A 24,384-nucleotide genomic window follows, 5' to 3' on the forward strand; every position below is an offset into this window, starting at 1 on the left:
AAGCGTTTGGTAGCCTACCGGCTCATGGGGTTGAAGCTGGGCGTCATGCCGGTCCTGGAAGGGCGGGCCGGCGCCGACCCGGCCGCCGTGGCCGGCTTCGTCCGGGCGGTGGAGGAGGCGGGCGCCGAGTCCGTCTGGGCCGTCGAGCACGTGGTCGTGCCGGACCGGTACGACTCGGCCTACCCGTACGACCCGAGCGGCCGGATGAGCCTGCTGCCCGGCACCGACGTGCCCGACCCGTTGCACTGGCTCACGTTCGCCGCCGCGCACACCAGCCGGGTGCTGCTCGGCACGGCGATGCTGATCCTGCCCGAGCACCATCCCGTCCACCTGGCGAAGCGGCTGTCCACACTCGACGCCCTGAGCGGCGGCCGGTTGCTCGCCGGCGTCGGCGTCGGCTGGCTGCGCGAGGAGTACGAGGCGCTCGGCGTGCCGTACGAGCGGCGCGGCGCGCGGGCCGACGAATACCTGGCCGCCCTCCGGACACTGTGGACCGAATCGCCGGCCAGCTTCGCCGGCGAGTACGTGCGCTTCGACGCCGTGCACTGCGAGCCGAAGCCGGTCCGCCCCGGCGGCGTGCCGATCGTCGTGGGTGGACACAGCCCCGCCGCGGTACGTCGGGCCGCCCGTTACGGCGACGGCTTCTACCCGCTCGGGGTGGACCTGGCCGGCATGGCGGACCTGCTGCGCCGGCTGGCCGAGGAGTGCCGGGCCGCCGGCCGGGATCCGGCCGAGGTCGAGGTGACCGCGCGGGCGCCGTCCCGCCGCGGGGGAGTGGAGGCGCTGGCCGAGCTCGGCGTGACCCGGGTGGTGATGCGGGCGCCGATCGCGGACGCGTCCACAGTAGACAGGTACCGGCGGGAGGTGCTGGGACAGTGACGGAGCGGATCTGCGCGGGCCGGGCGGTCGTGGTGACCGGCGCCGGGCAAGGGCTCGGCCGGGCACACGCGCTGGCGTTCGCGGCGGCCGGTGCGAGCGTCGTGGTCAACGACGTCGGCGCGGCCGCGGCCACCGTGGCCGCCGAGATCCAGGCGGCCGGCGGCACGGCCGTCGCCAGCGTGGGCGACGTCGCCGACTGGGGCTACGCCGAGCGGCTCGTCGGCACGGCGGTGGAGGCGTTCGGCCGGCTGGACACGCTGGTCAACAACGCCGGCCTGGTGCGGGACCGGATGCTCGTCAACCTCACCGAGGCGGAGTGGGACGAGGTGCTGCGGGTCGACCTCAAGGGACACTTCGCGCCGCTGCGGCACGCCGCCGCGTACTGGCGGGACGAGGCCAAGGCCGGCCGCCCGGTCGCCGCTCGCGTGGTCAACACAAGCTCCGGCGCCGGCTTGCTCGGCAGCGCCGGCCAGGCCAACTACGCCGCCGCCAAGGCCGGTGTCACCGCGCTCACCCAGGTCGCCGCCGCCGAGCTGGGCCGCTACGGGATCACCGTGAACGCGATCGCGCCGTCCGCCCGGACCGCGATGACCGCCGCCGTCTTCGCCGACGCGATGCGCACACCGGTCAGCGGGTTCGACGCGATGGCACCGGAAAACGTCTCGCCGCTGGTCGTGTGGCTGGGCAGCGACGACGCCGGCGACGTGTCCGGCCGGATCTTCGAGGTCGCCGGCGGCGCGGTGAGTGTGTGGGACGGCTGGCGGCACGGCGAGGCCGTCGACGCGGGCGCCCGCTGGGAGCCGGCCGCGCTCGGCCCGGCCGTCCGTGACCTGCTGGCCAAGGCCCCGCCACCCGAGCCGGTGTACGGAGCGCGCTGATGTCCCACGACCGCTTTCGGGGCGAGGTGCGCGACTGGCTCGCCGCCCATCTGACCGGCCGGTACGCCGACCTGGCCGGCACCGGCGGGCCCGGCCGCGAACACGAGAACGTGCCGCTGCGGATGGAGTGGGAACGCGAGCTCGGCGCGGCCGGGTGGATCGGCCTGGGGTGGCCCGAGCCCTACGGTGCCGGCGCCGACGTGGCCCGCCAGGTCGCCTTCTTCGAGGAGTACGCCCACGCCGGCGGGCCGGGACGGTTGAGCCACATCGGCGAGTACCTGCTGGCCCCCACGCTCATCGCCTACGGCACCGCCGAGCAGCGCGAGCGTTTCCTGCCGCCGATCGCCGCCGCCACCGAGCTGTGGTGCCAGGGCTACTCCGAGCCCGGCGCCGGCTCCGACCTGGCCGCGGTGCGGACCCGCGCGGTCCGCGACGGCGACGGATGGCGGATCACCGGGCAGAAGGTCTGGACGTCGCTGGCGCACATCGCCGACTGGTGCTTCGTGCTGGCCCGCACCGACCCGGCCGCACCGAAGCACCACGGCCTGTCGTACCTGCTGGTGCCGATGGACCAGCCCGGCGTCACGGTCCGCCCGATCACCCAGATCACCGGCACCTCCGAGTTCAACGAGGTCTACTTCGACGGCGCCTACACCGAGGCGGCCAACATCGTCGGCGCGCCCGGCGACGGCTGGCGGGTCGCGACCGGCACGCTCGCCTTCGAACGCGGGGTCGCGACGCTCGGCCAGCAGGTCGGCTTCGCCCGCGAGCTGGACGCGGTGCTCGCCGCCGCCCGCGCCAGCGGCTTATACGACGACCCGGTGCACCGCGACCGGCTCGTCGACGCCTGGATCGGGCTCCAGGTGCTGCGCCACCACGCGCTGCGGACGCTCGACGCGCCCTCGGCCGCCGATCCGTCGGTGGCGAAGCTGCTCTGGGCGCCCTGGCACCAACGCCTCGGCGAGCTGGCCTTGGCGGCCGGCGGCCCGGACGCCCAGCAGCTCTTCCTCTTCACCCGCGCGGACACCATCTACGGCGGCTCGAACGAGATCCAGCGCAACATCATCGCCGACCACCTGCTCGGCCGCGTCTCGCGGAGGCCTTGATGGACTTCGCCTTCACCCCGGAACAGGCCGCGCTCCGCGAGGCGGTCCGCGACCTGCTGCGCCGCGACGCGACGTCCGACCGGGTACGCGCCGCCGACGGCTTCGACGCTCCACTGTGGACCAGGTTGGCCACTGAGCTCGGCGTGACGGCGCTGCTGGTGCCCGAGGAGCACGGCGGCGCCGGCGCGAGCCCGGTGGAGGCCGGCGTGGTCGTCGAGGAGGCCGGCCGCGCACTCGCCCCGGTGCCGGCCCTGTCCACAGTGGTCGCGTCCGCCGTAGCCGACCCCCGCACGGCCGCACTGATCGCCAAGGGCGCCGCCGCCACGGTGGCGATCGCCGAACCGGCCGCCGGCTGGACCTTGGACGCACTTTCCTGCACCGCCACGCCGGACGGCGACGGCTACCGGCTGGACGGCGTCAAGGAACACGTCCTGGACGGCGAGGCCGCCGACGTGCTGTTGGTGGCCGCCCGCCACGACGGCGAGCCGGCCCTGTTCGCGGTGGACGCCCGCGACTGCCGCCGCACACCGCAGGACACCCTCGACCTGACCCGGCGGCAGGCGCGCGTGGCCCTGGAAGCCACCCCCGCCACGCGCGTCGCCGCGCCGGCCGCCCAGGCGTTGGACATGTTGTGGGCCGCGCTCGCCGTCGAGTCCATCGGCGTGGCGCGCGCCAGCCTCGACCTGACGGTCGAACACCTGCGCGTGCGCGAGCAGTTCGGCGCCCCGCTGGCCACCTTCCAGGCGCTGCGACACCGGGTCGCGGACATGTTCGTCGCGCTGGAGGCGGCCACCTCGTCGGCCTGGTACGCACTGCGCGCCGCGGGCACCGCCGAGTTTCCCGTGGTGGCCCCGCTGGCCAAGCTCGTCGCGACCGAGGCCGCGTACCGGGTGACCGCGGAGGGCATCCAGCTGCTCGGCGGCATCGGCTTCACCTGGGAACACGACGCCCACCTGTACTTCCGCCGCGCGACGACGAACCTCACTTTCGCCGGCGACCCGGTCGCCCTCCGCCGCGTCGTCGCCGCCCGCGCCGGGATATAGCCGATATCGTGGCATCGCGCCAAGACGCCAGAGCCAAACGCTCTGCTGGTGTATAGCAATGACGATCCCGAGCGATTTGACCGCACCTGGTCGATGGTTCGTGTCGTAGCCTGGCAAGCATGCCGGACAGCTCGGGACACCCACAGGCGCCAATGACCGCGTCGCAGCGGCTCGCCGCCGCCCTGGGACGCCCTAGACCGGAGCCGCTGTCCGGGGAGCGGCTGCGAGACTTCGAGCGCCGGCAGGACGAGGTCGACGCGGAGATCGAGCGGCGGTACGGGCCGCGCCGGTCGGCGTGAGGCACCGGCCGCCGCGGGTCCTGGATTCGTCCGCGATCATCGCCCTCTTCAACGGGCATCCCGCGCTCGACCGACTGCTCGACCTCGCCGAGCGTGGCAGGGTAAACCTGCTGATGCCGACCACGGCGATAGCCGATGCCGAGGCCGTGGTCCAGCATGGGACACCAGGCTGGGAGCCGATCCTCCTCACCGGTGGCGTCCGGTCCCTGCCGTTGGCTGAGCACACCGCGATCGAGATCGGCGGCTGGCCGGGCGACCTCGCGGTCCGCCATGCGGTGCATGAGGCTGACGCGTCGCGCGCCGCAGTCGTGACGACGGAGCCGGGGATGTACAAGGGGCTGCGGGTCTTCCTACTCGTCGTCTGATTCAGCGGGCCGCGGCGCTCACCCAGGCGGGGTGTTGGCCGCCGCCGTCGACGAGGAGGTTGGCGCCGGTCACGTAGGCGGCCAGCGGGGAGCACAGCAGCAGGCAGGCGCCGGCGATGTCGTCGGGAGTGGCCATCCGGCCCAGCGGCACCGTCGCCGCGACCGCGTCCAGGGCGTGTTCGTCGCCGTAGTGTTCGGCGGTTTCCTCGGTGCGTACCAGGCCGGCGGTCAGGCAGTTGACCCGGACCGCGGGGGCCCACTCGGCGGCCAGGGCCTGGGTGAGCACGCCGAGGCCGGCCTTCGCGGCGGCGTACACGGCGGTGCCGGGCGCGGGGCGCAGTGCGGAGACGCTGCCGATGTTGATGATGTGGCCGCCACCGTCCTGGCCCCGCATCACCGCGTTGGCCGCCTGTGCCACGAAGAACGGCGCCAGCAGGTTGAGCCGGACGACGGCGGTGGCGAGGTTGGGGGAGGCGGTGGCGGCGGGCGCGACGGGGGAGCCGCCGGCGTTGTTGACGGCCAGGTCGAGCCGGCCGAATAGGCGGACCGCCTCGTCGACGAGACCGGCGGCCTGCGCGGGGTCGCGGACGTCCGCGGCGTGAAACGCCACGCCTTCGGGGAGGTCGGTCGGCGCCGACCGGCCGCAGACGAGGACCTGGGCGCCGGCCGCCCGCAGCCGTGCCGCGATCGCCCGTCCGATGCCGCGGGTGCCGCCGGTGACCAGCGCGGCGCGGCCGGAGAGATCTACCTCAGAGCCGTTCGATGATGGTGACATTCGCGGTGCCCCCGCCCTCACACATGGTCTGGAGACCGTATCGCCCGCCGGTGCGTTCGAGTTCGTGCAGCAGCGAGGTCATCAGTCGCGCGCCGGTGGCGCCGAGCGGGTGGCCGAGGGCGATCGCGCCGCCGTTGACGTTGACCCGCTCGGGGTCGAAGCCGGTCTCGTGCTGCCAGGCGAGTACCACTGGTGCGAACGCCTCGTTGATCTCCACGAGGTCGATGTCGTCGGCGGTGAGGCCGGCGCGGCGCAGGGCGTGGGCGGTGGCCGGGATCGGGCCGGTGAGCATGTAGACCGGGTCGGCGGCGCGCACGCTCAGGTGGTGGACGCGGGCGCGCGGGCGCAGGCCGTGCGTGGCGACCGCGGCCGGTGAGGCGACAAGCAGCGCGGCGGCGCCGTCGGCGATCTGGCTGGCGAGTGCGGCGGTGATCCGGCCGCCGTCGGTCAGCGGCGGCAGCCCGGCCATGCGCTCCAGGGAGGTGTCCCGGCGGGGGCACCCGTCGATGTCGACCGTGCCGAACGGGACGATCTCCCGGGTGAACAGCCCGGCGTCGATGGCGGTGGCCGCGCGCTGGTGGCTGCGCAGCGCGAACCGTTCCATCTCCGCGCGGTCCAGGCCCCACTTGGCGGCGATCAGCTCGGCCGCCCGAAACTGGGAGATCTCCTGGTCGCCGTAGCGCCGCTGCCAGCCGGCGGAGCCGGAGAACGGGTCGGGAAAGCCGAGCGGCTGCCCGGCGGTCATGGCCGCGGAGATCGGGACGGCGCTCATGTTCTGCACGCCGCCGGCGACCACGAGGTCGGCGGTGCCGGACAGCACCGCCTGTGCCGCGAAGTGCAAGGCCTGCTGGGAGGAGCCGCACTGGCGGTCGACGGTGACGCCGGGCACCTCCTCGGGCAGGCCGGCGGCAAGCCAGGAGGTCCGGGCGATGTTGCCGGCCTGCGGCCCGATCGTGTCCACGCAGCCGAAGATGACGTCGTCGACGGCGGCCGGGTCGACCCCGGCCCGGTCGACGAGCGCCCGCAGCACGTGCGCGCCGAGGTCGGCCGGATGCGCGCCGGCCAGCCCGCCGCCGCGCCGCCCGACGGGCGTGCGGACGGCCTCCACCAGGTATGCCTCTGCCTGCGTCACGGCGCCAGTTTACCGACCAAGCGCTCGTTTGGTAAGGTGCCGGCATGGCGGTCGACCCCACGGCGGCCCGGACGCTGCCGGCACTCGTCCGCGCGGCCGCCGAGGCCCACCCGGACCGGGAGGCCGTGGTGGACGGCGACACGCGCGTCACGTTCGAGCGCCTCGCGGTCGAGGTCGAGCGCGCCGCGGCGGCGCTGGTCGCCTCGGGTGTGCGCGCCGGCGACCGGGTGGCGATCTGGGCGCCGAACAGCTGGCGCTGGCTTGTCGCGGCGCTCGGCGTGGCCGGCGCCGGCGCGGTGCTGGTCCCGCTCAACACGCGGTACAAGGGCCCCGAGGCCGGCTACATCCTCGACCGCACGAGGGCGAAGCTGCTGTTCACGCAGGACGGCTTTCTCGGCATCCCGTACCGGTCGATGGCTGCCGAGCGCGGCGGTGAGGTCGTCGACTTCGCGGACTGGGACGCGTTCGTCGGCCGGGGGTCCACACAGGACGTTCGCGCGGCCCGCGAGTGCGCGGCCGCGGTGACGCCCGACGACGTATGCGACATCTTCTTCACCTCCGGCACCACCGGACACCCGAAGGGCGCGATGCTGGGGCACGGGCAGACCACCCGGCTGTACGTGGCCTGGAGCGAGCGGGCGACACTGCGTGCGGGCGACCGCCAGGCACTGGTCAACCCGTTCTTCCACACCTTCGGTTGGAAGGCGGGGGTGGTCGCCTGCCTGCTGCGCGGCGCCACCGTCGCGCCGCTGCCGGTCTTCGACGTGGCCGCGACGATGAGCCTGATCGAGCGGGAACGGATCACCGTGCTGCCCGGCCCACCGACGCTGTACACGTCCATCCTGGACCACCCCGAGCGGGCGCGTTTCGACCTGTCCAGCCTGCGGGTGGCGGTGACCGGCGCGACCACCGTGCCGGTCGTCATGGTCGAGCGGCTCCACGCCGAGTTGGGGCTGCGCACGGTGGTGACCGCGTACGGCCTGACCGAGTCGTGCGGCACCGCGACCATGTGCCGGCCGGACGACGACCCGGCCACCGTCGCCGCCACCAGCGGTGGACCGGTGCCGGGCGTCGAGGTGCGGGTGGTCGGCGCGAACGGCGTGCCCCAGGGGCCGGGGCAGCCGGGCGAGGTGCAGATCCGCGGGTACAACGTGACCCGCGGCTACTTCGAGGACGAGCCGGCGACCGCGGCGGCCGTGGACCCGGACGGCTGGCTGCGCACCGGCGACATCGGGGTGCTCGACGAGCGTGGCTATCTGCGCATCACCGACCGGCTCAAGGACATGTTCATCGTCGGCGGCTTCAACGCCTACCCGGCGGAGATCGAGCAGGTCGTGGTCCGGCATCCGGGGGTGGCCGAGGCGGCCGTGATCGGCGTGCCGGACGAGCGGCTCGGCGAGGTGGGCCGGGCGTTCGTGGTGCCCCGGCCGGGCGCCGCCGGCGACCTCGCCGCCGAGCTGATCGAGTACTGCCGGGCGAACCTCGCCAACTACAAGGTGCCCCGGTCCGTCGTGCTCGTGGCGGCGCTGCCACGCAACGCGAGCGGCAAGGTGATGAAGGCCGCGCTCCGCGAGTCTTCCTAACTAACCAAGCGCTTGTTAGGTTGGGTGGGTGGATCTGGGGTTCGCGGCCGGGCAGACGGTCGTGGTGACCGGGGCGGGCAGCGGCATCGGCCGCGCCATCGCCGTCCTGGCCGCCACGGCCGGGCTGCGGGTCGCCGCGTGGGACATCGCCGCCGCGGCGGTGGCCGACACCGTGGCCGGCATCGAGGCGGCCGGCGGTTCCGCGGTCGCCGTCACCGCGGACGTCAGCGACCCCGCCGCGGTGCGAGCCGCGCTGGCGGCCAGCGGACCGGCCCGGTACCTGGTCAACAACGCGGGGCCGGCGAGCAGCGGAGACCTGGCGTTCGCGCGGGCCCTCGAGCTGACCGTGGGCAGTGTCCGGCTGGTCACGCAGGAGTGGCTGGCCACCGGCCCACCCAGCGGCGCGGCGGTGGTCAACGTCGCCTCGGTCGCCGGCAACCACTTCGGCACCGCCTCCGACTGGTACTGCGCGGGCAAGGCGGCCATCGCCGGCTACACCCGCCACCTGGCGCTGACCCGCGCCCCGGCGGTCCGCGCCAACGCCGTCGCGCCCGGCCTGATCGCCACACCGCGGATGGCCGGGTTCGCCGAGACGGACCTGGGGCGCGCGGTGATCGGGCGCAACCCGCAGCGCCGCCCCGGCGCCCCGGAGGAGGTGGCCGGCGCGGTGCTGTTCCTGCTCTCGCCGCTCGCCGCGTACGTCAACGGAGTCCTGCTGCCGGTCGACGGCGGCTGGCTGATCGCTCAGTAGAGCACAGTAGACAGGAGTCTTCATGGCCGAAGCAGTCATCGTGGCGGCCGCGCGTTCGCCGATCGGGCGGGCACGCAAGGGCTCGCTGACCGACGTGCGGGCCGACGAGCTCGGCGCAGCCATGGTCTCGGCCGCGCTCGCCCAGGTGCCCGAGCTGGACCCGGCCACCCTCGACGACGTCATGGTCGGCTGCGCCCAGCCGGCCGGCGAGCAGGGGTACAACCTGGCCCGGATGGTCGCGCTGCGGATCGGGCTGGACGGCGTGCCGGGCACCACCGTCGCCCGCTACTGCGCCTCGTCGCTGCAAACCACCCGGATGGCCTTCCACGCCGTCAAGGCGGGGGAGGGGCACGCGTTCGTCTCCGCCGGCGTGGAGGTGGTGTCCCGCTACGACCGGGGCAAGTCCGACGGCTCGCCCGGCACGCACAACCCGCGGTACGCCGAGGCGGAGGCCCGCACCGCCGGGCGGGCGGAGGCCGGTGCTCCGCTGTGGACGGACCCGCGGGCCGCCGGGGCCGAGCCGGACGTGTACATCGCGATGGGGCAGACCGCGGAGAACGTCGCCCAGCTGTGCGGGGTCAGCCGGCGCGAGCAGGACGAGTTCGCGGTGCGCAGTCAGAACCTGGCCGAGAAGGCGCTCGCGGACGGCTTCTGGGCCACCGACATCACCCCCGTCACCAAGCCGGACGGCACGGTGGTCGAGCTCGACGACTGCCCCCGGGCCGGCGTGACGCTGGAGCGGGTCGGCGCGCTCGACCCGGTGTTCCGGCCGGACGGCACGGTCACGGCCGGCAACTGCTGCCCGCTCAACGACGGCGCGGCCGCGCTTGTCGTGCTCAGCGACGTACGGGCGCGCGAGCTCGGGCTGACCCCGCTGGCCCGCATCGTGTCCACCGGCGTGTCCGCGCTCAGCCCGGAAATCATGGGCTTGGGACCGGTCGAGGCGACGCGGCGGGCCCTCGCCAACGCCGGCATGTCGATCGGCGACATCGACCTCATCGAGATCAACGAGGCGTTCGCCGCCCAGGTGCTGCCGTCGGTGCGGCAGATGGGCGCCGACATCGAGCGGGTGAACGTCCACGGTGGAGCGATCGCGGTCGGGCACCCGTTCGGCATGACCGGCGCGCGGATCACCACGACACTTGTCAACGGGCTCCGGTTTCGGGACAAGCAGTTCGGCCTGGAGACCATGTGCACCGCCGGCGGGCAGGGCATGGCCATGGTGGTGGAGCGACTCTCATGAGCGGATACCTGGCCGGCAAGGCGGTGGTGGTCACCGGCGCCGGGCGTGGGCTCGGCGCCGCCTACGCCCGGCTGGCCGCCGCCGAGGGCGCACACGTCGTGGTGAACGACGTGGACGGTGCCGCCGCCCGCGAGGTGGCCACGGGCATCGGCGGCCGCGCGATCGCCGACCTCTCCGACATCTCCACATGGGACGGTGCGGGTGCGCTCGTGGCACGGTGCCGGGAGGCGTTCGGCGCGATCGACGGTCTGGTCAACAACGCCGGCATCTTCCGCCTCGCCGATCCGCTCAGCCAGGACCCGGAAGAGTTCCGGGCGGTGGTCGAGGTCAACCTGCTCGGCACCGCGTACTGCGGGCTGCACGCCATCCGCGCGATGCACGAGCAGCCGGGCGGCGGCTCCGTCGTCAACGTCACGTCGGGCTCGCACGCCGGCTATCCCGCGGTGGGCGCGTACGGCGCGAGCAAGGGCGGCGTCGCGTCGCTCACCTACTGCTGGGCCGCCGACCTGGCCGGCACCCCGGTGCGGGTCAACGCCGTCTCACCGAACGCGCACACCCGGATGGCCGAGGCCTACGAGGAGTACCTCGGCGACCGGGCCCGCGGCCAAAACATCGGCAAGCCGCCGGAGGACAACGCCCCGGCGGTGGTGTACCTGCTCTCCGAGGCGGCCGCCGGGATCACCGGCCAGGTGGTCCGCGTCGACGGGGCCGAACTGTCCATCATGGCTCACCCAGGTCTGCGACCGCCGGCCGTGGAGCTACCCGAGCCGTCGGTCGCGGCGGTGGCCGCGGTGTTCACCGACCACCTCGCCGCCCACCTCCAACCGATCGGCCTCCGGAGACCCTAGAGCCGCCGGCCGGGAGCGGTGCCCGCGGGAGCATACGGTCCACAGCTGAGACGGACGGGGGCAAATCTGCTTGTAGAAAGCTCTCTAGGCCCGGGCCGTGGTGAGGCCGTCGAGGAAGAGGGCGGTGCAGTCTTCGGCGAGGCGGGAGGTGGGGTACTCCTTGCTGGGCTTGAACCAGCGGACCGACAGCCACACCGCGTCGCGGATCAGGCGGTAGAGGATCTTCGCGTCGAGGTCGGCGCGGAACACGCCCTGTGCCACACCGGACTCGATCACCTGGAGCCAGGTGGTCTGCACCTCCTTGCCGGCGTTGCGCAGGTAGGCGAAGCGGTCGAACTGGAGGAGGTAGTTGACGTCGTTCTGGTAGATCTCGGTGGCGTGCGGGTGTGCCTCGACCACCTCCAGCGAGGCGACGACCAGGTCGTGCAGCCGGGCGCGCGGGTCGGTCTGTACGTCGAGCACCGCCTTGTACCGCGCTCGCAGGTCCTCCAGGAACGACGAGATGATCTCGTCGACCATGGCCTCTTTGGACTCGAAATGGTGGTACAGGCTGCCGGAGAGGATGCCGACCTCGTCCGCGATCTGCCGCACGGTGGTGGCCGCGACGCCTTTGGTGGCGAAGAGTGCGGCGGCGCTGGCGAGGATTGACTCGCGTCGATCGACGGGCTCTCGGGCCATGGGCTCGCTCGCAGGGATTCGTCGGGATGGGTCGATGGCTTCCGGGAGTTTACCGGTGCGCGATCGACCACTCAGCGTTCCTCTTGGTCCGCTCGCCGACCAGTGTAGCGTAACCAATCAAGCGCTTGGTATGTTGGCCGCGACGTGATCGGAAGGTGACATGGCTGACAAGCGGATGACCGAGGCCGACGTGGTGGCGGAGCTGCGCTCCGGCATGACGATCGGCATCGGCGGGTGGGGGTCGCGGCGTAAGCCGATGTCCCTGGTGCGGGCGATCCTCCGCTCCGATCTGCGCGACCTGACCGTCGTCGGGTACGGCGGTCCGGACGTCGGCCTGCTGCTGGCCGCGGGCAAGGTCCGCCGGCTCGTGTACGGCTTCGTGTCGCTGGACTCCATCCCGCTCGAGCCGCACTTCCGGGCCGCCCGGCAGGCCGGCGCCGTCGAGGTGACCGAGTACGACGAGGGCATGCTGCTGTGGGGGCTGTACGCCGCCGCCTGCCGGCTGCCGTTCCTGCCCACCCGGGTCGGGCTCGGCTCGGACGTGCTGCGGGTCAACCCCGACCTGCGCACGGTCGCCTCGCCGTACGGCGGTGAGGAGCTTGTCGCCGTGCCGGCGCTGCGCCTGGACGCCGCGCTGGTGCACCTCAACCGGGCCGACATGCACGGCAACGCGCAGTTCCTCGGCCCGGACCCGTACTTCGACGACCTGTTCTGCCAGGCGGCCGACCGCGCCTACGTCTCGTGCGAGCGGGTCGTCCCCACGCCCGAGCTGACCGCCGCCGCCTCGGTGCAGACGCTGCGGATCCAGCGCTGGATGGTGCGCGGCGTGGTGGAGGCGCCCAACGGCGCCCACTTCACCTCCTGCGACCCGGACTACGGGCGGGACGAGGACTTCCAGCGCGAGTACGCCGCGGCGGCCGCCGACCCCGGGCTGTGGCGCGCGTTCGAGGACCGCTACCTGGCCGGCGACGAGCGGGCCTACCAGGCGGCCGTGGCGGCCCGTAGCGCGGCGGTGCCGGCATGACCGCGGTGGCGGCGGCCACCCGCGCGGAGGTGTGCGTGGTGGCCTGCGCCGAGGCGTGGCGCGGAGACGGGGAGATCCTGGCCAGCCCGATCGGGCTCGTACCGACCATCGCGGCCCGGCTGGCCCGGGCCACGTTCGCGCCGGACCTGCTGCTCTCCGACGGCGAGGCGATGCTCGTGCAGGGCACCTGGGCGATCGGCGCGCCGCCGCCGGTGGTCGAAGGGTGGATCCCTTACCGGGCGGTGTTCGACCTGATTTACGGCGGCCGCCGGCACGTGATGATGGGACCGAGCCAGATCGACCGGTACGGCAACGCGAACATCTCCGCCATCGGCGACTTCGCCCGACCCACCGTCCAGCTGCTCGGGGTGCGCGGCGCGCCCGGCAACACCGTGCACCACCCGACCAGTTACTGGGTGCCCAGGCACAGCCCGCGCTCGTTCGTCGCCGAGGTCGACATGGTCAGCGGCGTCGGGTACGACCGGGCGGCCGCCGCCGGTCCGGAGGTCACCCGCTACCACGAGGTCCGCCGGGTGGTCAGCAACCTCGGCGTGTTCGACTTCGACACACCGGATCGCCGGATGCGGCTGATCTCCACCCATCCCGGCGTTACCGTCGAGCAGGTGCGGGCGGCGACCGGGTTCGACATCGCGGCGGCGGACGATGTGCCGGCCACCCGGCTGCCCACCGACGCGGAGCTGCGGCTGATCCGTGAGGTGATCGACCCGCGGCAGGCCCGCGACCGCGAGGTGCCCGGATGAACCACCCAACGAAAACGCTCCGCTTCGCTCCACGTTTCCGCCGGGGCCCGGGGTGACCGTGCGCCCGCACACCCGGATCTGCGATCTCTTCGGGGTGCGCCACCCGATCGTGCAGACCGGCATGGGGTTCGTCTCCGACGCGCGGCTGACCGCCGCCACGGCCAACGCCGGCGGGCTCGGGATCCTCGCCAGCGCCACGCTGAGCTTCGCCGAGCTGGCCGACGCGATCCGGCGCACCAAGGAGCGCACGGACGCGCCGTTCGGGGTCAACCTGCGGGCGGACGCGCCCGATATCGGCGAGCGCGTCGACCTGCTGATCCGCGAGCGGGTCCGGGTGGCCTCGTTCGCGCTCGCGCCCAAGCCGGACCTGATCGCCCGGCTCAAGGACGGCGGGCTTGTCGTCGTGCCGTCGGTCGGCGCCCGCCGGCACGCCGAGAAGGTCGCCGCGTGGGGCGCGGACGCGGTCGTCGTGCAGGGCGCCGAGGGCGGCGGCCACACCGGACCGGTTCCCACCACGCTGCTGCTGCCACAGGTCGTGGACGCGGTCGACATCCCGGTTATCGCGGCCGGCGGCTTCTTCGACGGGCGCGGGCTGGTGGCCGCCCTGGCGTACGGCGCCGACGGGATCGCGATGGGCACCCGGTTTCTGCTCACCAGCGACAGCCCGGTCAGCGACGCGGTCAAGCGCCGCTACCTCGACGCGACCGTCACCGACACCGTGGTCACCGCCGCGCTCGACGGCGTGCCGCAGCGGGTGCTGCGCTCGGACTTCGTGGATCGGTTGGGCCGCGGCGGCCGGGCCCGGCGCCTGGCGCGTGCGGCGGGCAGCGTGCTGGCGTTCCGCCGCCTCACCGGGGCCCGCCTGACCGACCTGGCCCGCGAGGGCCGGGCGATGCGGCGTTCGCACGGGCTCACCGTCGAGCAGGCGCTGCTGGCCGCCAATACCCCGATGCTGCTCAAGGCGTCCATGGTGGACGGACGCCCGGAGGCCGGCGTGATGGCCACCGGACAGGTCGCCGGGCTGATCGACGACCTGCCCAGCTGCGCCGAGCTGATCGACCGGATCATGGCCGAGGCCGCGGCCGTGCTCGACCGCCTCGCCACCCGGGAGGAACGGTGACCGCGCCGACCGGCCACGGGCTGCTCGCCGGCCGCACCGTGCTGGTCACCGCCGCGGCCGGCACCGGCATCGGGTACGCGACCGCCGAACGCTGCGCACGCGAAGGCGCGACCGTGGCGATCAGCGACCGGCACGAGCGGCGGCTGGCCGAGGCCGCGGCCCGGCTCGCCGAGGCCATGGGCGAGGAACCTGTCGCGGTGCCCTGCGACGTGACCGTCGAGGAGCAGGTGCGGCGGATGTTCGACACCGTGCTGGAGCGGCACGGGCACCTCGACGTGCTGGTCAACAACGCCGGGCTGGGCGGCGCCGCGCCGGTCGTGGAAATGACCGACGAGCAGTGGCACAGCGTCCTGGACGTCACGCTCACCGGCACGTTCCGGTGCACCCGCGCGGCGCTGCGGCACATGATGCCGCGCGGCACCGGCGCCATCGTCAACAACGCCTCCGTGGTCGGCTGGCGGGCGCAGGCGGGCCAGGCGCACTACGCCGCCGCGAAAGCGGGCGTGATGGCGCTGACCCGGTCCGCCGCGATGGAGGCGGCGAAGGCGGGAGTGCGGGTCAACGCGGTCGCGCCCAGCCTCGCCATGCACCCGCACCTGGCCAAGGTGACGACCGAGGAGTTCCTCACCGAGCTGACCGGGCGGGAGGCGTTCGGCCGCGCCGCCGAGCCGTGGGAGGTGGCCAACGTGATCGTCTTCCTGGCCAGCGACTACGCCTCGTACCTGGTCGGCGAGGTCATCTCCGTCAGCAGCCAGCATCCGTAGGGGGAGTGATGGTCGACAGCGCGGCGCTCGGCGCCACCGGCACGCCGTTCACCATGCCGGTCGAACGCGGAAAGATCCGCGAGTTCGCCCGCGCCACCGGCTCGACGAACCCCGCGTACCTGGACGAGCCAGCACCGGTCGCGCCGCCCACGTTCCTGACCACCGCGGCGTTCTGGCAGGAGGGCGACGCCGACCCGTGGCGGGCGGTGGCCATGGACCAGAGCCGCGGGCTGCACGCCGAGCAGGAGTACGTCTTCCACGGCCCGCCGCCGCGCGCCGGCGACGTGCTGACCGGCACCTCGCGGATCGTCGACGTCTACCAGAAGCGGGGACGCAGCGGCACGCTGACGTTCGCGGTCATGGTCACCGAGTTTCGTGACCACAGTGGACGGCTCGTCGCCGAGGCCCGGCTGACCGGGGTGGAGACCTCGTGACACCGCCCCCGCCGCTGGTACTCGGCCCGCTGACCCGCACCGACCTGGTGCGGTACCAGGGCGCGTCCGGCGACTTCAACCCGATCCACCACGACGAGCCGTTCGCCCGCGCCGCCGGACTGCCCGCACCGCTCACGCTCGGCATGCTCTCCGCCGGGGCGCTGGCCACCTGGGCCACCGACTGGCTGGGCGCGGACGCGGTACGCCGGTTCCGGGTGCGCTTCGAGGCGCGCGTCTTCCCGGGCGACACGCTCACCTGCGACGGGCACGTGGTGCGCGAGTACGACACGGACGGGGAGCCGCGTGTGGACCTGGAGCTCGCCTGCCGCACCCAGGCCGGCGCGCTGGCGGTACGCGGCTGGGCGACCTTCGCGGTGGAAGGGGACAACGCGTGATCGAGACGGTGGCCGGCCCGGACGGCGTGGTCGAGGTCGTGATGGACAACCCACCGGTGAACGCCCTGCCGGTGGCCGGCTGGTACGCGCTCGCCGAGGCACTGTCCGGTGTGGACGGCACCGTCCGGGCGGTGGTGCTGCGCGCCGAGGGCCGCGGCTTCAACGCCGGCGTCGACATCAAGGAGCTGAAGGCGGCCCGCGACTTCTCCGCGCTCGTCGGCGTCAACCGGGGCTGCGCCGCCGCGTTCGCCGCGGTGTACGAGTGCCCGGTGCCGGTGGTCGCCGCGGTGCACGGCTTCTGCCTCGGCGGCGGCATCGGCCTGGTCGGCAACGCGGACATCATCGTGGCCAGCGAGGACGCCACCTTCGGCCTGCCCGAGGTGGACCGCGGCGCGCTCGGCGCGGCCACCCACCTGTCCCGGCTCGTGCCGCAGCACCGGATGCGGGCGATGATGTACACCTCGGCTACGGCCACCGCCGCGGAGCTGCACGCCTACGGCTCCGTACTGTCGGTGGTGCCACGCGAGCAGCTGCGCGACACCGCGCTCGGCGTGGCGCGCGAGATTGCCGCCAAGGACCCGGCGGTGATCCGGGCGGCGAAGGAGTCGCTCAACGGCATCGACCCGTGGGACGTGCGCCGCAGCTACCGGTACGAGCAGGGCTTCACGTTCGAGCTGAACCTTTCCGGTGTGGCCGACAAGGTCCGCGACACGTTCGGTGAGCCATGACGGGTGTGGACCTGCGCGACACCGCGGCGGAGGCGGACTTTCGGGCCGAGGCCCGGCAGTGGCTGCGGGCCAACGTGCCGGCGACCCCGCTGCCCTCCGGCGACACCCGCGACGGCTTCGCCCGCCACGTCGAGTGGGAGCGGCGACTGTACGAGGCCGGCTGGGCGGCGGTCTCCTGGCCCAGGGAGTACGGCGGGCGGGACGCCTCGCTGTGGCAGTGGCTCATCTTCGAGGAGGAGTACTACGCGGCCGGCGCGCCGCAGCGGGTCACCCAGAACGGCATCTTCCTGCTGGCACCCACCCTGTTCGAGTTCGGCTCCCAGGAGCAGCGGGACACGTTGCTGCCGCGCATCGCGGCGGCCGAAGACCTGTGGTGCCAGGGCTGGTCCGAGCCCGGCGCCGGCAGCGACCTGGCCGGCATCGCCAGCCGGGCCGAGCGGACCGCCGGCGGGTGGCGGCTGTCCGGGCAGAAGACGTGGACCACGCGCGGCGCGTTCTGCACCCACCTGTTTGGACTGTTCCGGTCCGACCCGTCCGCCGGCCGGCACCGGGGCCTGACCTACTTCCTCGTCCCGCTCGACGCCGAGGGCGTGACGGTGCGCGGCTTCGGCCGGCTGGACGGCGACGAGGGCTTCGCCGAGGTGTTCTTCGACGACGTCTTCGTGCCCGACAGGGCGGTCCTCGGCGGTGTCCACGATGGATGGCGGGTGGCGATGGCCACCACCGGCTCCGAGCGCGGCCTGACGCTGCGCTCGCCGGGCCGGTTCACCGCCGCCGCCGACCGGCTCACCGCGCTGGCCCGCGACCACGCGCTCGCCCCGCGCCTGCGCGAACGCGTCGTGCGCGCCTGGCTGGGGGCGCGGGCCTACCAGCTCTTCACGCTCCACCAGGTCACCGAGATGCTGGAAGGCCGGCGGCCGGGTGCCCGGTCGAGCCTCAACAAGCTGCACTGGTCGGAGCTCGACATCGAGCTGCACCAGACCGCGCTGGACCTGCTCGGCGCGGAAGCCGAACGGGACGGCATGTGGAGCCGCGGCTTCATGTTCTCCCTTTCCGGCCCCATCTACGCCGGTACCAACGAGATCCAGCGAAACATCGTCGCCGAGCGGGTGCTCGGCCTGCCCCGAGCCTGAAACGGGGGATCGACATGCGGTTCGCGCTCACCGAAGACCAGGTCGCGCTCCGGGACGCGGTCCGGGAGCTGCTCGCCGAGCGCTGCCCGGCCGCCACGGTACGGGCGGCCTGGCCCGGCGGCGATCCGGCACCGGTGGAGGCGCTCTGGCGCGACCTGACCGCGATGGGCGTACTGGGCGCCGCGGTGCCCGACGAGCACGGCGGGCTTGGCCTTCGGGAGACCGACCTCGTGCCGCTGCTGGAGGAGTGCGGCCGGGCCGCGGTGCCGCTGCCGGTCGCCGAGACCGCCGCGGTCGTCGCCCCGCTGCTCGCCGCGGCCGGCCATCCGCTGCTGCCCGCGGTACTCGCCGGCCAGACCCGGGTGGCGCTCGCGGCCGGCCCGTTCACCCCGTACGGCCAGCGGGCGGAGCAGGCGCTCGTGCTCGACGGCGGCGCGGCCTGGCTGGTGCCACTGGCCGGTGCGCCACCGGTGACCACTGTGGACGGTGCACGGGCGGCGGTGCGGTCGCCCGCGCCCACCGGCGAGCCGGTGACCCGCGACCCGGGGCTGCTGCGGGCAGCCCGCTGGCGGGCCGACCTGTGCCTGGCGGCGCAGCTGGTGGGGCTGTCCCGGGCGCTGTTGGAGATGACCGTGGCGTACGTCCGCGAACGCCGCCAGTTCGGCGTTCCGGTCGGCAGCTTCCAGGCGGTCAAGCACCACCTGGCCGACGCGCTGCTGCGGATCGAGTTCGCCGCACCGGCCGTGCTGGCGGCCGGCTGGGCGCTGGCGCAGGCGGCACCGACCCGCGCGGCGGACGTCGCCGCGGCCGCGGTCCTGGCCACCGAGGCGGCCCAGACGACCGCGCGCACCGCGATCCAGTGCCACGGCGGGATCGGCTACACCGTCGAGTACGACCTGCACCTGTACGCGAAGCGGGTGTGGGCGCTCACCGCCGGCTCCGATGTGGACGGCCACCTGGAGAAGCTGGCCGGCGTGCTCGGATTGAAGGGGGCTTCATGAGTGACGAGGTGCTGTACCGGGTCGACGGGCCGGTGGCGGTGGTGACGATGAACCGCCCCCGCTACCGCAACGCGCAAAACTCGGCGATGACGTACGCCCTGGACGACGCGTTCTACCGGGCGGTCGAGGACGACGGCGTGAAGGTGATCGTGCTCGGCGGGGCCGGCGACCACTTCTCCGCCGGCCACGACATCGGCACGCCGGAACGCGACGTCCACGTCTCCTACCCGCGCCGTGCCGGCCTGTGGTGGGACCACGTCGGCAAGTCCGGGGCGGAGAGCCGGTACGCCCGCGAGTCCGAGGTTTACCTCGGCATGTGCCGGCGCTGGCGGGAGATCCCCAAGCCCACCGTGGCGATGGTGCAGGGCGCCTGCGTCGCCGGCGGCCTCATGCTCGCCTGGTGCTGCGACATGGTGGTCGCCGCCGAGGACGCGTTCTTCGCCGATCCGGTGGTCCGCATGGGCATCCCCGGCGTCGAGTACTTCGCCCACCCGTGGGTGATGGGCCCCAGGTTCGCCAAGGAGTTCCTGTTCCTCGGCGAGCGGGTGCCGGCCGCCCGCGCGCTGGAGCTCGGCATGGTAAACCGGGTGGTCCCGCGCGCCGACCTGGAGCGGTCCACGATGGACATAGCCGGCCGGATCGCGAAGATGCCCAGGCTCGGGCTCGCACTCACGAAGCGCGCGGTCAACCAGGCCGAAGACCTCATGGGCCTGCACGCCGGCATGGACTCCGCCTTCGGGCTGCACCACGTCGCCCACGCGCACAACGCCGAGGTCGGCGCCGACGCGCTGGCGGGGCACGACGCCCGCTCGATGCGGGACGCCGGCAGCCCGTCGTGACCGGCCGGTACACCGGACTCGTGGCACTGGTGACCGGCGCCGCGTCCGGCATCGGCGCCGCCACGGTGGCCCGCCTGTCGGCCGAAGGCGCCCGCGTCGCCGCGCTGGACCTGACCCCCGCGCCCGGCGCCGACCTGGACCTGCGAGCCGACGTGCGGGACGAGGAGGCGGTCCAGGCGGCGGTCGCCCGCACGGTCGACTGGGGCGGCCGCCTCGACCTGGTCGTGACCGCCGCCGGCGTGGCCTCGTACGCCCGCGCCCACACGCAAACCCTCGACGAGTGGCACCGCCTGCTCGCGGTCAACCTCACCGGCACGTTTCTCGTGCTCCGCGAGGCGCTGCCCCACCTGGCCCACCACCGCGGTGCGGGGGTGACCGTGGCCTCCCTCGCCGGGGTGCGCGGCTTCCGCTACAGCGCGGCGTACTCCGCGTCGAAGGGCGGCGTCGTCGCGCTCTCCCGGGCCCTGGCCGTCGAGTACGCCCCGGCGGGCGTCCGGGTCGCGTGCGTCTGTCCGGGCTCTGTGGACACTCCACTCAAACGCGGGCTGGCGCCGGTGCCCGACCCGGACCCGGCACTGCTGGCTCACGGCCGGGCGCTGGTGGACCCGCCGGTGGCGCGGGCCGAGGAGATCGCCGCCGCCATCGCCTACCTCGGCTCGTCCGAGGCCCGCTTCGCCACCGGCACCGTCCTCCAGATCGACGGCGCCGCCAGCGCCTGACTGGCCTCTACTGTGGACGGACGTTGTGGTTGCGGGAGAAGAGGTTGCCGGGGTCGTACTGGGCCTTGGCCTTCGCCAGCCGGCCGTAGGTCTCCGCCGGGTAGACCGCGGCCACGTCCTCTTCCGTGGCGGACGCGAGGAAGTTGGCGTAGGCGCCGCTGGCGTGCGGGGTGAGCCGCGCCCAGATCGCCGCCAGCCCCGGCCGGGCGGCCTCGACCACCGGGGTCGGGCCGACGATGGTGGTCACGAACATCAGCTCCGCCTGGCGGTGTGCGTAGGCGGTGGCGTCGGCGGGGACGCGGGACACCGCACCTCCGACGCTGCGGATGGCGATGAACGGCGTGCGTTCGGCCGCCGCGACCTCGGTGAGGATCCGCAGGACCGTGGGCACCGATTCGCGGTCGGCGAAGCCGCTGCGGGTCACCAGCTGGATGCCGGGCGGCGGGGTCAGGCCGTCCACGAGGATGTCCGGGTACGGCTTCAGCGCCACGTCGTCGTGGATGACCGTGCCGAGCCGGCGGATCGGGTCGATCGCGGCCGCGGCGAGGGTGGGGTCGTCGCCGTCGAAGGCGACGGCGACCTCGACCGGTGCCGTGGGGCCGCCGGCGAACGGGTTGGCGAGCTCCACGACGGAGGTGAGCTCCTCGGGGGCGGTGCGGAGGTAGTCCGCCCAGCCTTGGAGCACGGTCGCCGCCTCCGCCGCCGGGAAGGCGATCTTTCCGAAGTGGACACCGGTCGTCGGGTGTGCCGCGAAGTCGAACGCGGTCACGATCCCGAAGTTGCCGCCGCCGCCGCGGATCGCCCAGAAGAGGTCGGGGTGTTCCTCGGTGGTCGCGCGCACGACGTCGCCGTCGGCGGTGACCACCTCCACGGCGACGAGCTGGTCCAGCGCCAGGCCGTACTTCCTGACCTTCCAGCCGATGCCGCCGCTCAGCGTCAGCCCGCCGACGCCGACGCTCCGGGTGTCGCCGGAGGAGATCGCCAGGTCGTGCGGTGCCAGGGCGGCGGCGACCTCGCCCCAGGTGGCGCCGCCGCCGATCCGCACGAGGTGGCGGTCGCCGCCGAGGATTTCCACGGTGGCGAGCTTGCCGAGGTCGATGACCACGCCGCCGTCGTTGGTGCCGAAGCCGGGGAAGGCGTGGCCGCCGCCGCGTACCGACAACGGAAGCCCCGTGCCGGCGGCGAACCTGACCGCCGCCCGCACGTCCCCGACGCTCTTGGGTCGCAGCACGTAGGCCGGGCTACCCGCGACCAGCACCGAGCGGCTCGCTGATTCGTACTCCGCCGCACCCGGTGTGATGATGTCGCCGCCGAAGCTGTCGATCGTCGTGCTCATGGTGTTCCTTCCCCGTCTCGGAATCTGTACAAAGGCGTGACGAAACAGCCGGGCAAGATGTAAGAGCTACGGAGTGTGACGTGCGTCTCAGGCCCAGATGAGGGTCTGTGCGACCTGGCCGTCGCCGACCGGACGGTCGCCGGCGCTGGCACGCACGTCGAACGTGACGCGGCGGCCGCGGGCGGCGGCGACGGTCGCGTGCACGGTGACCCGCTCGCCGAGCACCGCCGCGCCGGTGTGCCGCACGCCGATCCAGGTGCCGACCGAGGCGGCGCCGGGCGTGAAAAGCGGCCGCAACAGGTCCGCGGCGGTGTCCTCGAGCATCGCGACCAGCGCCGGCGTGGCCAGGACCGGGTCGCGCCCGGCCACGTGGTCGGTGGTCATCCCCGCTTCGACGGTGAACTCCCGCCGCGTCTCGTCGCCGGGCGCCAGCGCGGCGGAGAGCATGCCGTCGGCCGGGCCGACCTGGGCCGGGCGCAGGCGGCAGCGCAGGTCGGCGAGCCAGGTGGTCCGGTCGCCGTCGACGAGGTCGAGCCGGAGCGTGCCGACCGCGCCGGCCCGGGCGCGGAGCGTGGCGCGCAGCCGGCCGGTGCCCGGTGTGGCGTCCGGCCCGTGCCAGACGACCTGCTCCAGGAGGGTGCCGGCGGGCACGGCGGAGGCCACCATGTCCAGTACGCGGGCGGCCAGGTGGAGCCCGGGCGGCGGGCCGGCGAGCGGGCCGAGGTCGGTGTGCTGGCCGACGGGGGCCTGCCAGATGTCCACCCGGCCAGCTTGCCACAACCAAGCGCTTGTTAGGTAGGCTGAGGCGCATGCGAAACGAGGAGGTCGCGGCGCTCTTCCCGCCGGGCACCGGGCCCGTGCCCGGCAGCGCGCATGAGCGCTTCGTCGCCGAGCGGCTCGCCGAGCTGGCCGCCGGCGCGCTGGGCGGGCACGGCGACGAGACGATCGCGCAGCGGGTGCGCCGGCACGCCACCGCCATCCCGGACCGGGCCGCGTTCGTCGCCGGCTCGCGGCGGATCACCTGGCGCGAGTACGACGAGCTCTCCGACCGCCTCGCCGCCGCGCTGCTGGAGCGGGGGCTGCGCCGGGGTGACCGGGTCGGCGTGCTGCTGCCGGACGGCGTCGCGGTGCACGCGGTGTACGTGGCCGCGCAGAAGGCCGGCGTGGTGGTCGTCGGCATCGGCCCCCGGGCGGCCCGCCAGGAGATCCGCCACCTGCTCACGGTCAGCGGCGCCACCGCGCTGGTCAGCCACGCCACCCACCGGGACACGCCGGTCGCCGAGCTGGTCGACGGGCTGCCGCTCGCGGTACGCGTGGAGCTCGACGGCGCGACCCTTCCGCCGCTGGCCGAGGCCCGCCGGGCGCTGGCGTCCGCCCGCCCGCTCGGCGTCGCTGAGGTCCATCTCCTCAACGGCACATCGGGTACCACCGGCATGCCGAAGTGCGTGGCACACAACCAAGCCCGCTGGATCTACTTCCACGAGCTCGCGGTCGAGGCCGGCGCGTTCACGCCGGACGACGTGTTTCTGAGCCTGATCCCCGCGCCGTACGGCTTCGCGCAGTGGACGGCCAGCTTCACCCCGACGTTGCTGGGCTGCCCGACCGTGGTGATGCCGCGCTTCGACGCGGCCGGCGCGCTGGAGCTGATCGAACGCGAGCGGGCGACCGTGGTGTGCTGTGTGAGCACTCAGTTCATCATGATGCTCAACTCCGCCGACGCCGGCCGCTACGACCTGTCCTCGCTGCGCTGCATGTTCACCGGTGGCGAGGCGGTCCCGTACGCGCGGGCGGCCGAGTTCGAGCGCCGCACCGGGGCGCGGGTCCTCCAGTTCTACGGCTCGAACGAGACCGGTGCCGTGTCCCGCACCACCGTCGACGACACGGTGGAGCGGCGCCTCGGCACCGCGGGTCGGGTGGTGGACGGCCTGATGCGGGTGCGGCTGCTCGCCGAGGACGGCACCGACGTCACCGCCGCCGGCGGGCCGGGCCAGGCCGCGTGCGCCGGGCCCACCACCTGCCTCGGCTACTTCGGCGACCCGGCCGCCAACGAGGAGCTGATCACGCCGGACGGCTGGATGCTGACCGGCGACGTGTGCACGATCGACGGCGACGGCTACCTGCGCGTGGTGGGCCGCACCGGCGACTTCATCATCCGCGGCGGCAAGAACATCAGCGCCGCCGCGGTGGAGGACCAGGTGGGCACCCACCCGGGCGTGGCGATGGTGGCCGCGGTGGCGGTGCCGGACGCGACGTACGGGGAGCGGGTCTGCGCGGTGATCGTGCCCCGGCCGGGGGCCACTGTGGACCTGGAGGGTCTGCGCGAGCACCTGAGGGCCCGCGGCGTCTCACCCGAAAACTGGCCGGAGCGGGTGGAGCTCGTCGCGGAGCTGCCCCGGGCCTCCGGCGGCAAGGTCGCCAAGGCCGAGCTGCGCAGGCGCCTCGCCGCGTGACACGCTCCGGCCCAGGACACCGGGTGTCCTGGGCCGGGGTGGTGCTGTGGCTGTTGGTGTTACCGGTCAGGTGATGGTGATGTCGCTGCACCACATGTAG

The 24,384-nt window shown here is 74.0% G+C and carries 27 protein-coding genes; 22 read left to right on the plus strand and 5 right to left on the minus strand.

Annotated elements, in window-relative coordinates; translation table 11 throughout:
* Positions 1-24 precede the first annotated feature (24 nt).
* The 6 genes from ACTMTJ_RS21430 (at position 25) to ACTMTJ_RS21455 (ending at position 4,570) form a co-directional block, all read left to right on the plus strand.
* The gene (locus tag ACTMTJ_RS21430) at positions 25-879 is read left to right on the plus strand and encodes an LLM class F420-dependent oxidoreductase (protein ID WP_441219236.1); all 855 of its coding nucleotides are present in this window, start codon (positions 25-27) and stop codon (positions 877-879) included.
* Complete coding sequence (locus ACTMTJ_RS21435; protein WP_441219238.1) at positions 876-1,757, plus strand: SDR family oxidoreductase; 882 nt, start codon at positions 876-878, stop codon at positions 1,755-1,757. The genes ACTMTJ_RS21430 and ACTMTJ_RS21435 overlap by 4 nt, the downstream gene beginning before the upstream one ends.
* On the plus strand, positions 1,757-2,863 hold the full coding sequence (locus ACTMTJ_RS21440; protein WP_441219239.1) for an acyl-CoA dehydrogenase family protein: 1,107 nt from the start codon (positions 1,757-1,759) through the stop codon (positions 2,861-2,863). The genes ACTMTJ_RS21435 and ACTMTJ_RS21440 overlap by 1 nt, the downstream gene beginning before the upstream one ends.
* Complete coding sequence (locus ACTMTJ_RS21445) at positions 2,863-3,906, plus strand: acyl-CoA dehydrogenase family protein (protein WP_441219241.1); 1,044 nt, start codon at positions 2,863-2,865, stop codon at positions 3,904-3,906. The genes ACTMTJ_RS21440 and ACTMTJ_RS21445 overlap by 1 nt, the downstream gene beginning before the upstream one ends.
* Before the next feature lie 119 nt (positions 3,907-4,025).
* Positions 4,026-4,205 carry a hypothetical protein gene (locus tag ACTMTJ_RS21450; protein WP_441219243.1) on the plus strand — a complete coding sequence of 60 codons (180 nt, stop codon included), beginning with the start codon at positions 4,026-4,028 and terminating at the stop codon, positions 4,203-4,205.
* Positions 4,202-4,570, plus strand: a complete 369-nt coding sequence (locus ACTMTJ_RS21455; protein ID WP_441219244.1) for a hypothetical protein — start codon at positions 4,202-4,204, stop codon at positions 4,568-4,570. Before ACTMTJ_RS21450 ends, ACTMTJ_RS21455 begins: the two co-directional genes overlap by 4 nt.
* Before the next feature lies 1 nt (position 4,571).
* On the opposite strand, the gene ACTMTJ_RS21460 is transcribed toward ACTMTJ_RS21455, so the two are convergent.
* Both ACTMTJ_RS21460 and ACTMTJ_RS21465 read right to left on the minus strand, forming a co-directional pair.
* Positions 4,572-5,345 carry an SDR family oxidoreductase gene (locus tag ACTMTJ_RS21460; protein WP_441219245.1) on the minus strand — a complete coding sequence of 258 codons (774 nt, stop codon included), beginning with the start codon at positions 5,343-5,345 and terminating at the stop codon, positions 4,572-4,574.
* Positions 5,320-6,477, minus strand: a complete 1,158-nt coding sequence (locus ACTMTJ_RS21465) for an acetyl-CoA C-acetyltransferase (protein ID WP_441219246.1) — start codon at positions 6,475-6,477, stop codon at positions 5,320-5,322. The genes ACTMTJ_RS21460 and ACTMTJ_RS21465 overlap by 26 nt, the downstream gene beginning before the upstream one ends.
* A gap of 44 nt (positions 6,478-6,521) precedes the next feature.
* Between ACTMTJ_RS21465 and ACTMTJ_RS21470 the strand changes: the two genes are divergently transcribed.
* Genes ACTMTJ_RS21470 through ACTMTJ_RS21485 form a run of 4 tightly spaced genes read left to right on the plus strand, consistent with a single transcriptional unit; the run spans position 6,522 to position 10,902 of the window.
* Entirely contained in the window at positions 6,522-8,060 is a 1,539-nt protein-coding gene (locus tag ACTMTJ_RS21470; RefSeq protein WP_441219248.1) for a FadD3 family acyl-CoA ligase, read from the plus strand.
* 28 nt (positions 8,061-8,088) lie between these two features.
* Positions 8,089-8,811, plus strand: coding sequence for an SDR family NAD(P)-dependent oxidoreductase (locus tag ACTMTJ_RS21475; protein WP_441219250.1), 723 nt, complete (start codon positions 8,089-8,091; stop codon positions 8,809-8,811).
* Positions 8,812-8,833: 22 nt separating this feature from the next.
* Positions 8,834-10,054, plus strand: coding sequence for an acetyl-CoA C-acetyltransferase (locus ACTMTJ_RS21480; RefSeq protein ID WP_441219251.1), 1,221 nt, complete (start codon positions 8,834-8,836; stop codon positions 10,052-10,054).
* Entirely contained in the window at positions 10,051-10,902 is an 852-nt protein-coding gene (locus tag ACTMTJ_RS21485; RefSeq protein ID WP_441219253.1) for an SDR family NAD(P)-dependent oxidoreductase, read from the plus strand. Before ACTMTJ_RS21480 ends, ACTMTJ_RS21485 begins: the two co-directional genes overlap by 4 nt.
* A gap of 84 nt (positions 10,903-10,986) precedes the next feature.
* Here ACTMTJ_RS21485 and ACTMTJ_RS21490 read toward each other — a convergent pair whose 3' ends face one another.
* A complete protein-coding gene (locus tag ACTMTJ_RS21490; protein WP_441219255.1) occupies positions 10,987-11,580 on the minus strand; it encodes a TetR/AcrR family transcriptional regulator in 594 nt (197 codons plus the stop codon).
* A gap of 160 nt (positions 11,581-11,740) precedes the next feature.
* Between ACTMTJ_RS21490 and ACTMTJ_RS21495 the strand changes: the two genes are divergently transcribed.
* The 11 genes from ACTMTJ_RS21495 to ACTMTJ_RS21545 are packed head-to-tail and all read left to right on the plus strand — an operon-like array spanning position 11,741 to position 20,498.
* Positions 11,741-12,604: a CoA transferase subunit A gene (locus ACTMTJ_RS21495; protein WP_441219257.1), complete on the plus strand. Its 864-nt coding sequence runs from the start codon at positions 11,741-11,743 to the stop codon at positions 12,602-12,604.
* Positions 12,605-12,609: 5 nt separating this feature from the next.
* The gene (locus ACTMTJ_RS21500) at positions 12,610-13,365 is read left to right on the plus strand and encodes a CoA-transferase subunit beta (protein WP_441219289.1); all 756 of its coding nucleotides are present in this window, start codon (positions 12,610-12,612) and stop codon (positions 13,363-13,365) included.
* 52 nt (positions 13,366-13,417) lie between these two features.
* Entirely contained in the window at positions 13,418-14,485 is a 1,068-nt protein-coding gene (locus ACTMTJ_RS21505; protein WP_441219259.1) for an NAD(P)H-dependent flavin oxidoreductase, read from the plus strand.
* Positions 14,482-15,249 (plus strand): SDR family oxidoreductase, encoded by a 768-nt coding sequence (locus tag ACTMTJ_RS21510; protein WP_441219261.1) that lies wholly within the window; start codon positions 14,482-14,484, stop codon positions 15,247-15,249. Before ACTMTJ_RS21505 ends, ACTMTJ_RS21510 begins: the two co-directional genes overlap by 4 nt.
* 8 nt (positions 15,250-15,257) lie before the next feature.
* Positions 15,258-15,683, plus strand: coding sequence for an FAS1-like dehydratase domain-containing protein (locus ACTMTJ_RS21515; RefSeq protein ID WP_441219263.1), 426 nt, complete (start codon positions 15,258-15,260; stop codon positions 15,681-15,683).
* On the plus strand, positions 15,680-16,078 hold the full coding sequence (locus ACTMTJ_RS21520) for a MaoC/PaaZ C-terminal domain-containing protein (RefSeq protein ID WP_441219265.1): 399 nt from the start codon (positions 15,680-15,682) through the stop codon (positions 16,076-16,078). Before ACTMTJ_RS21515 ends, ACTMTJ_RS21520 begins: the two co-directional genes overlap by 4 nt.
* Positions 16,075-16,806 carry an enoyl-CoA hydratase family protein gene (locus tag ACTMTJ_RS21525; RefSeq protein WP_441219267.1) on the plus strand — a complete coding sequence of 244 codons (732 nt, stop codon included), beginning with the start codon at positions 16,075-16,077 and terminating at the stop codon, positions 16,804-16,806. Before ACTMTJ_RS21520 ends, ACTMTJ_RS21525 begins: the two co-directional genes overlap by 4 nt.
* Positions 16,803-17,939, plus strand: coding sequence for an acyl-CoA dehydrogenase family protein (locus tag ACTMTJ_RS21530; protein ID WP_441219269.1), 1,137 nt, complete (start codon positions 16,803-16,805; stop codon positions 17,937-17,939). Before ACTMTJ_RS21525 ends, ACTMTJ_RS21530 begins: the two co-directional genes overlap by 4 nt.
* 14 nt (positions 17,940-17,953) lie before the next feature.
* On the plus strand, positions 17,954-18,940 hold the full coding sequence (locus ACTMTJ_RS21535) for an acyl-CoA dehydrogenase family protein (RefSeq protein ID WP_441219271.1): 987 nt from the start codon (positions 17,954-17,956) through the stop codon (positions 18,938-18,940).
* Complete coding sequence (locus ACTMTJ_RS21540; protein WP_441219273.1) at positions 18,937-19,779, plus strand: enoyl-CoA hydratase; 843 nt, start codon at positions 18,937-18,939, stop codon at positions 19,777-19,779. The genes ACTMTJ_RS21535 and ACTMTJ_RS21540 overlap by 4 nt, the downstream gene beginning before the upstream one ends.
* Complete coding sequence (locus ACTMTJ_RS21545; RefSeq protein WP_441219275.1) at positions 19,776-20,498, plus strand: SDR family NAD(P)-dependent oxidoreductase; 723 nt, start codon at positions 19,776-19,778, stop codon at positions 20,496-20,498. Before ACTMTJ_RS21540 ends, ACTMTJ_RS21545 begins: the two co-directional genes overlap by 4 nt.
* A 7-nt stretch (positions 20,499-20,505) precedes the next feature.
* Here the strand turns inward: ACTMTJ_RS21545 and ACTMTJ_RS21550 are convergent, their stop codons facing one another.
* Positions 20,506-21,834 carry an FAD-binding oxidoreductase gene (locus tag ACTMTJ_RS21550; protein WP_441219277.1) on the minus strand — a complete coding sequence of 443 codons (1,329 nt, stop codon included), beginning with the start codon at positions 21,832-21,834 and terminating at the stop codon, positions 20,506-20,508.
* Between the two features lie 87 nt (positions 21,835-21,921).
* Positions 21,922-22,596, minus strand: a complete 675-nt coding sequence (locus tag ACTMTJ_RS21555) for a thioesterase family protein (RefSeq protein ID WP_441219279.1) — start codon at positions 22,594-22,596, stop codon at positions 21,922-21,924.
* 47 nt (positions 22,597-22,643) lie between these two features.
* On the opposite strand from ACTMTJ_RS21555, the gene ACTMTJ_RS21560 reads away from it, so the two are divergent.
* Positions 22,644-24,284: a class I adenylate-forming enzyme family protein gene (locus tag ACTMTJ_RS21560; protein ID WP_441219281.1), complete on the plus strand. Its 1,641-nt coding sequence runs from the start codon at positions 22,644-22,646 to the stop codon at positions 24,282-24,284.
* Positions 24,285-24,384 lie beyond the last annotated feature (100 nt).

Source organism: Phytohabitans sp. LJ34 (assembly GCF_052068095.1).
Lineage (GTDB): Bacteria > Actinomycetota > Actinomycetes > Mycobacteriales > Micromonosporaceae > Phytohabitans.

Coding starts and splice junctions, on each gene's coding strand:
- ACTMTJ_RS21430 (WP_441219236.1), top strand. CDS start 25: ATGGGGTTGAAGCTGGGCGTCATGCCGGTCCTGGAAGGGCGGGCCGGC.
- ACTMTJ_RS21440 (WP_441219239.1), top strand. CDS start 1,757: ATGTCCCACGACCGCTTTCGGGGCGAGGTGCGCGACTGGCTCGCCGCC.
- ACTMTJ_RS21445 (WP_441219241.1), top strand. CDS start 2,863: ATGGACTTCGCCTTCACCCCGGAACAGGCCGCGCTCCGCGAGGCGGTC.
- ACTMTJ_RS21450 (WP_441219243.1), top strand. CDS start 4,026: ATGCCGGACAGCTCGGGACACCCACAGGCGCCAATGACCGCGTCGCAG.
- ACTMTJ_RS21460 (WP_441219245.1), bottom strand. CDS start 5,345: ATGTCACCATCATCGAACGGCTCTGAGGTAGATCTCTCCGGCCGCGCC.
- ACTMTJ_RS21470 (WP_441219248.1), top strand. CDS start 6,522: ATGGCGGTCGACCCCACGGCGGCCCGGACGCTGCCGGCACTCGTCCGC.
- ACTMTJ_RS21480 (WP_441219251.1), top strand. CDS start 8,834: ATGGCCGAAGCAGTCATCGTGGCGGCCGCGCGTTCGCCGATCGGGCGG.
- ACTMTJ_RS21485 (WP_441219253.1), top strand. CDS start 10,051: ATGAGCGGATACCTGGCCGGCAAGGCGGTGGTGGTCACCGGCGCCGGG.
- ACTMTJ_RS21490 (WP_441219255.1), bottom strand. CDS start 11,580: ATGGCCCGAGAGCCCGTCGATCGACGCGAGTCAATCCTCGCCAGCGCC.
- ACTMTJ_RS21495 (WP_441219257.1), top strand. CDS start 11,741: ATGGCTGACAAGCGGATGACCGAGGCCGACGTGGTGGCGGAGCTGCGC.
- ACTMTJ_RS21515 (WP_441219263.1), top strand. CDS start 15,258: ATGGTCGACAGCGCGGCGCTCGGCGCCACCGGCACGCCGTTCACCATG.
- ACTMTJ_RS21530 (WP_441219269.1), top strand. CDS start 16,803: ATGACGGGTGTGGACCTGCGCGACACCGCGGCGGAGGCGGACTTTCGG.
- ACTMTJ_RS21535 (WP_441219271.1), top strand. CDS start 17,954: ATGCGGTTCGCGCTCACCGAAGACCAGGTCGCGCTCCGGGACGCGGTC.
- ACTMTJ_RS21540 (WP_441219273.1), top strand. CDS start 18,937: ATGAGTGACGAGGTGCTGTACCGGGTCGACGGGCCGGTGGCGGTGGTG.
- ACTMTJ_RS21550 (WP_441219277.1), bottom strand. CDS start 21,834: ATGAGCACGACGATCGACAGCTTCGGCGGCGACATCATCACACCGGGT.
- ACTMTJ_RS21560 (WP_441219281.1), top strand. CDS start 22,644: ATGCGAAACGAGGAGGTCGCGGCGCTCTTCCCGCCGGGCACCGGGCCC.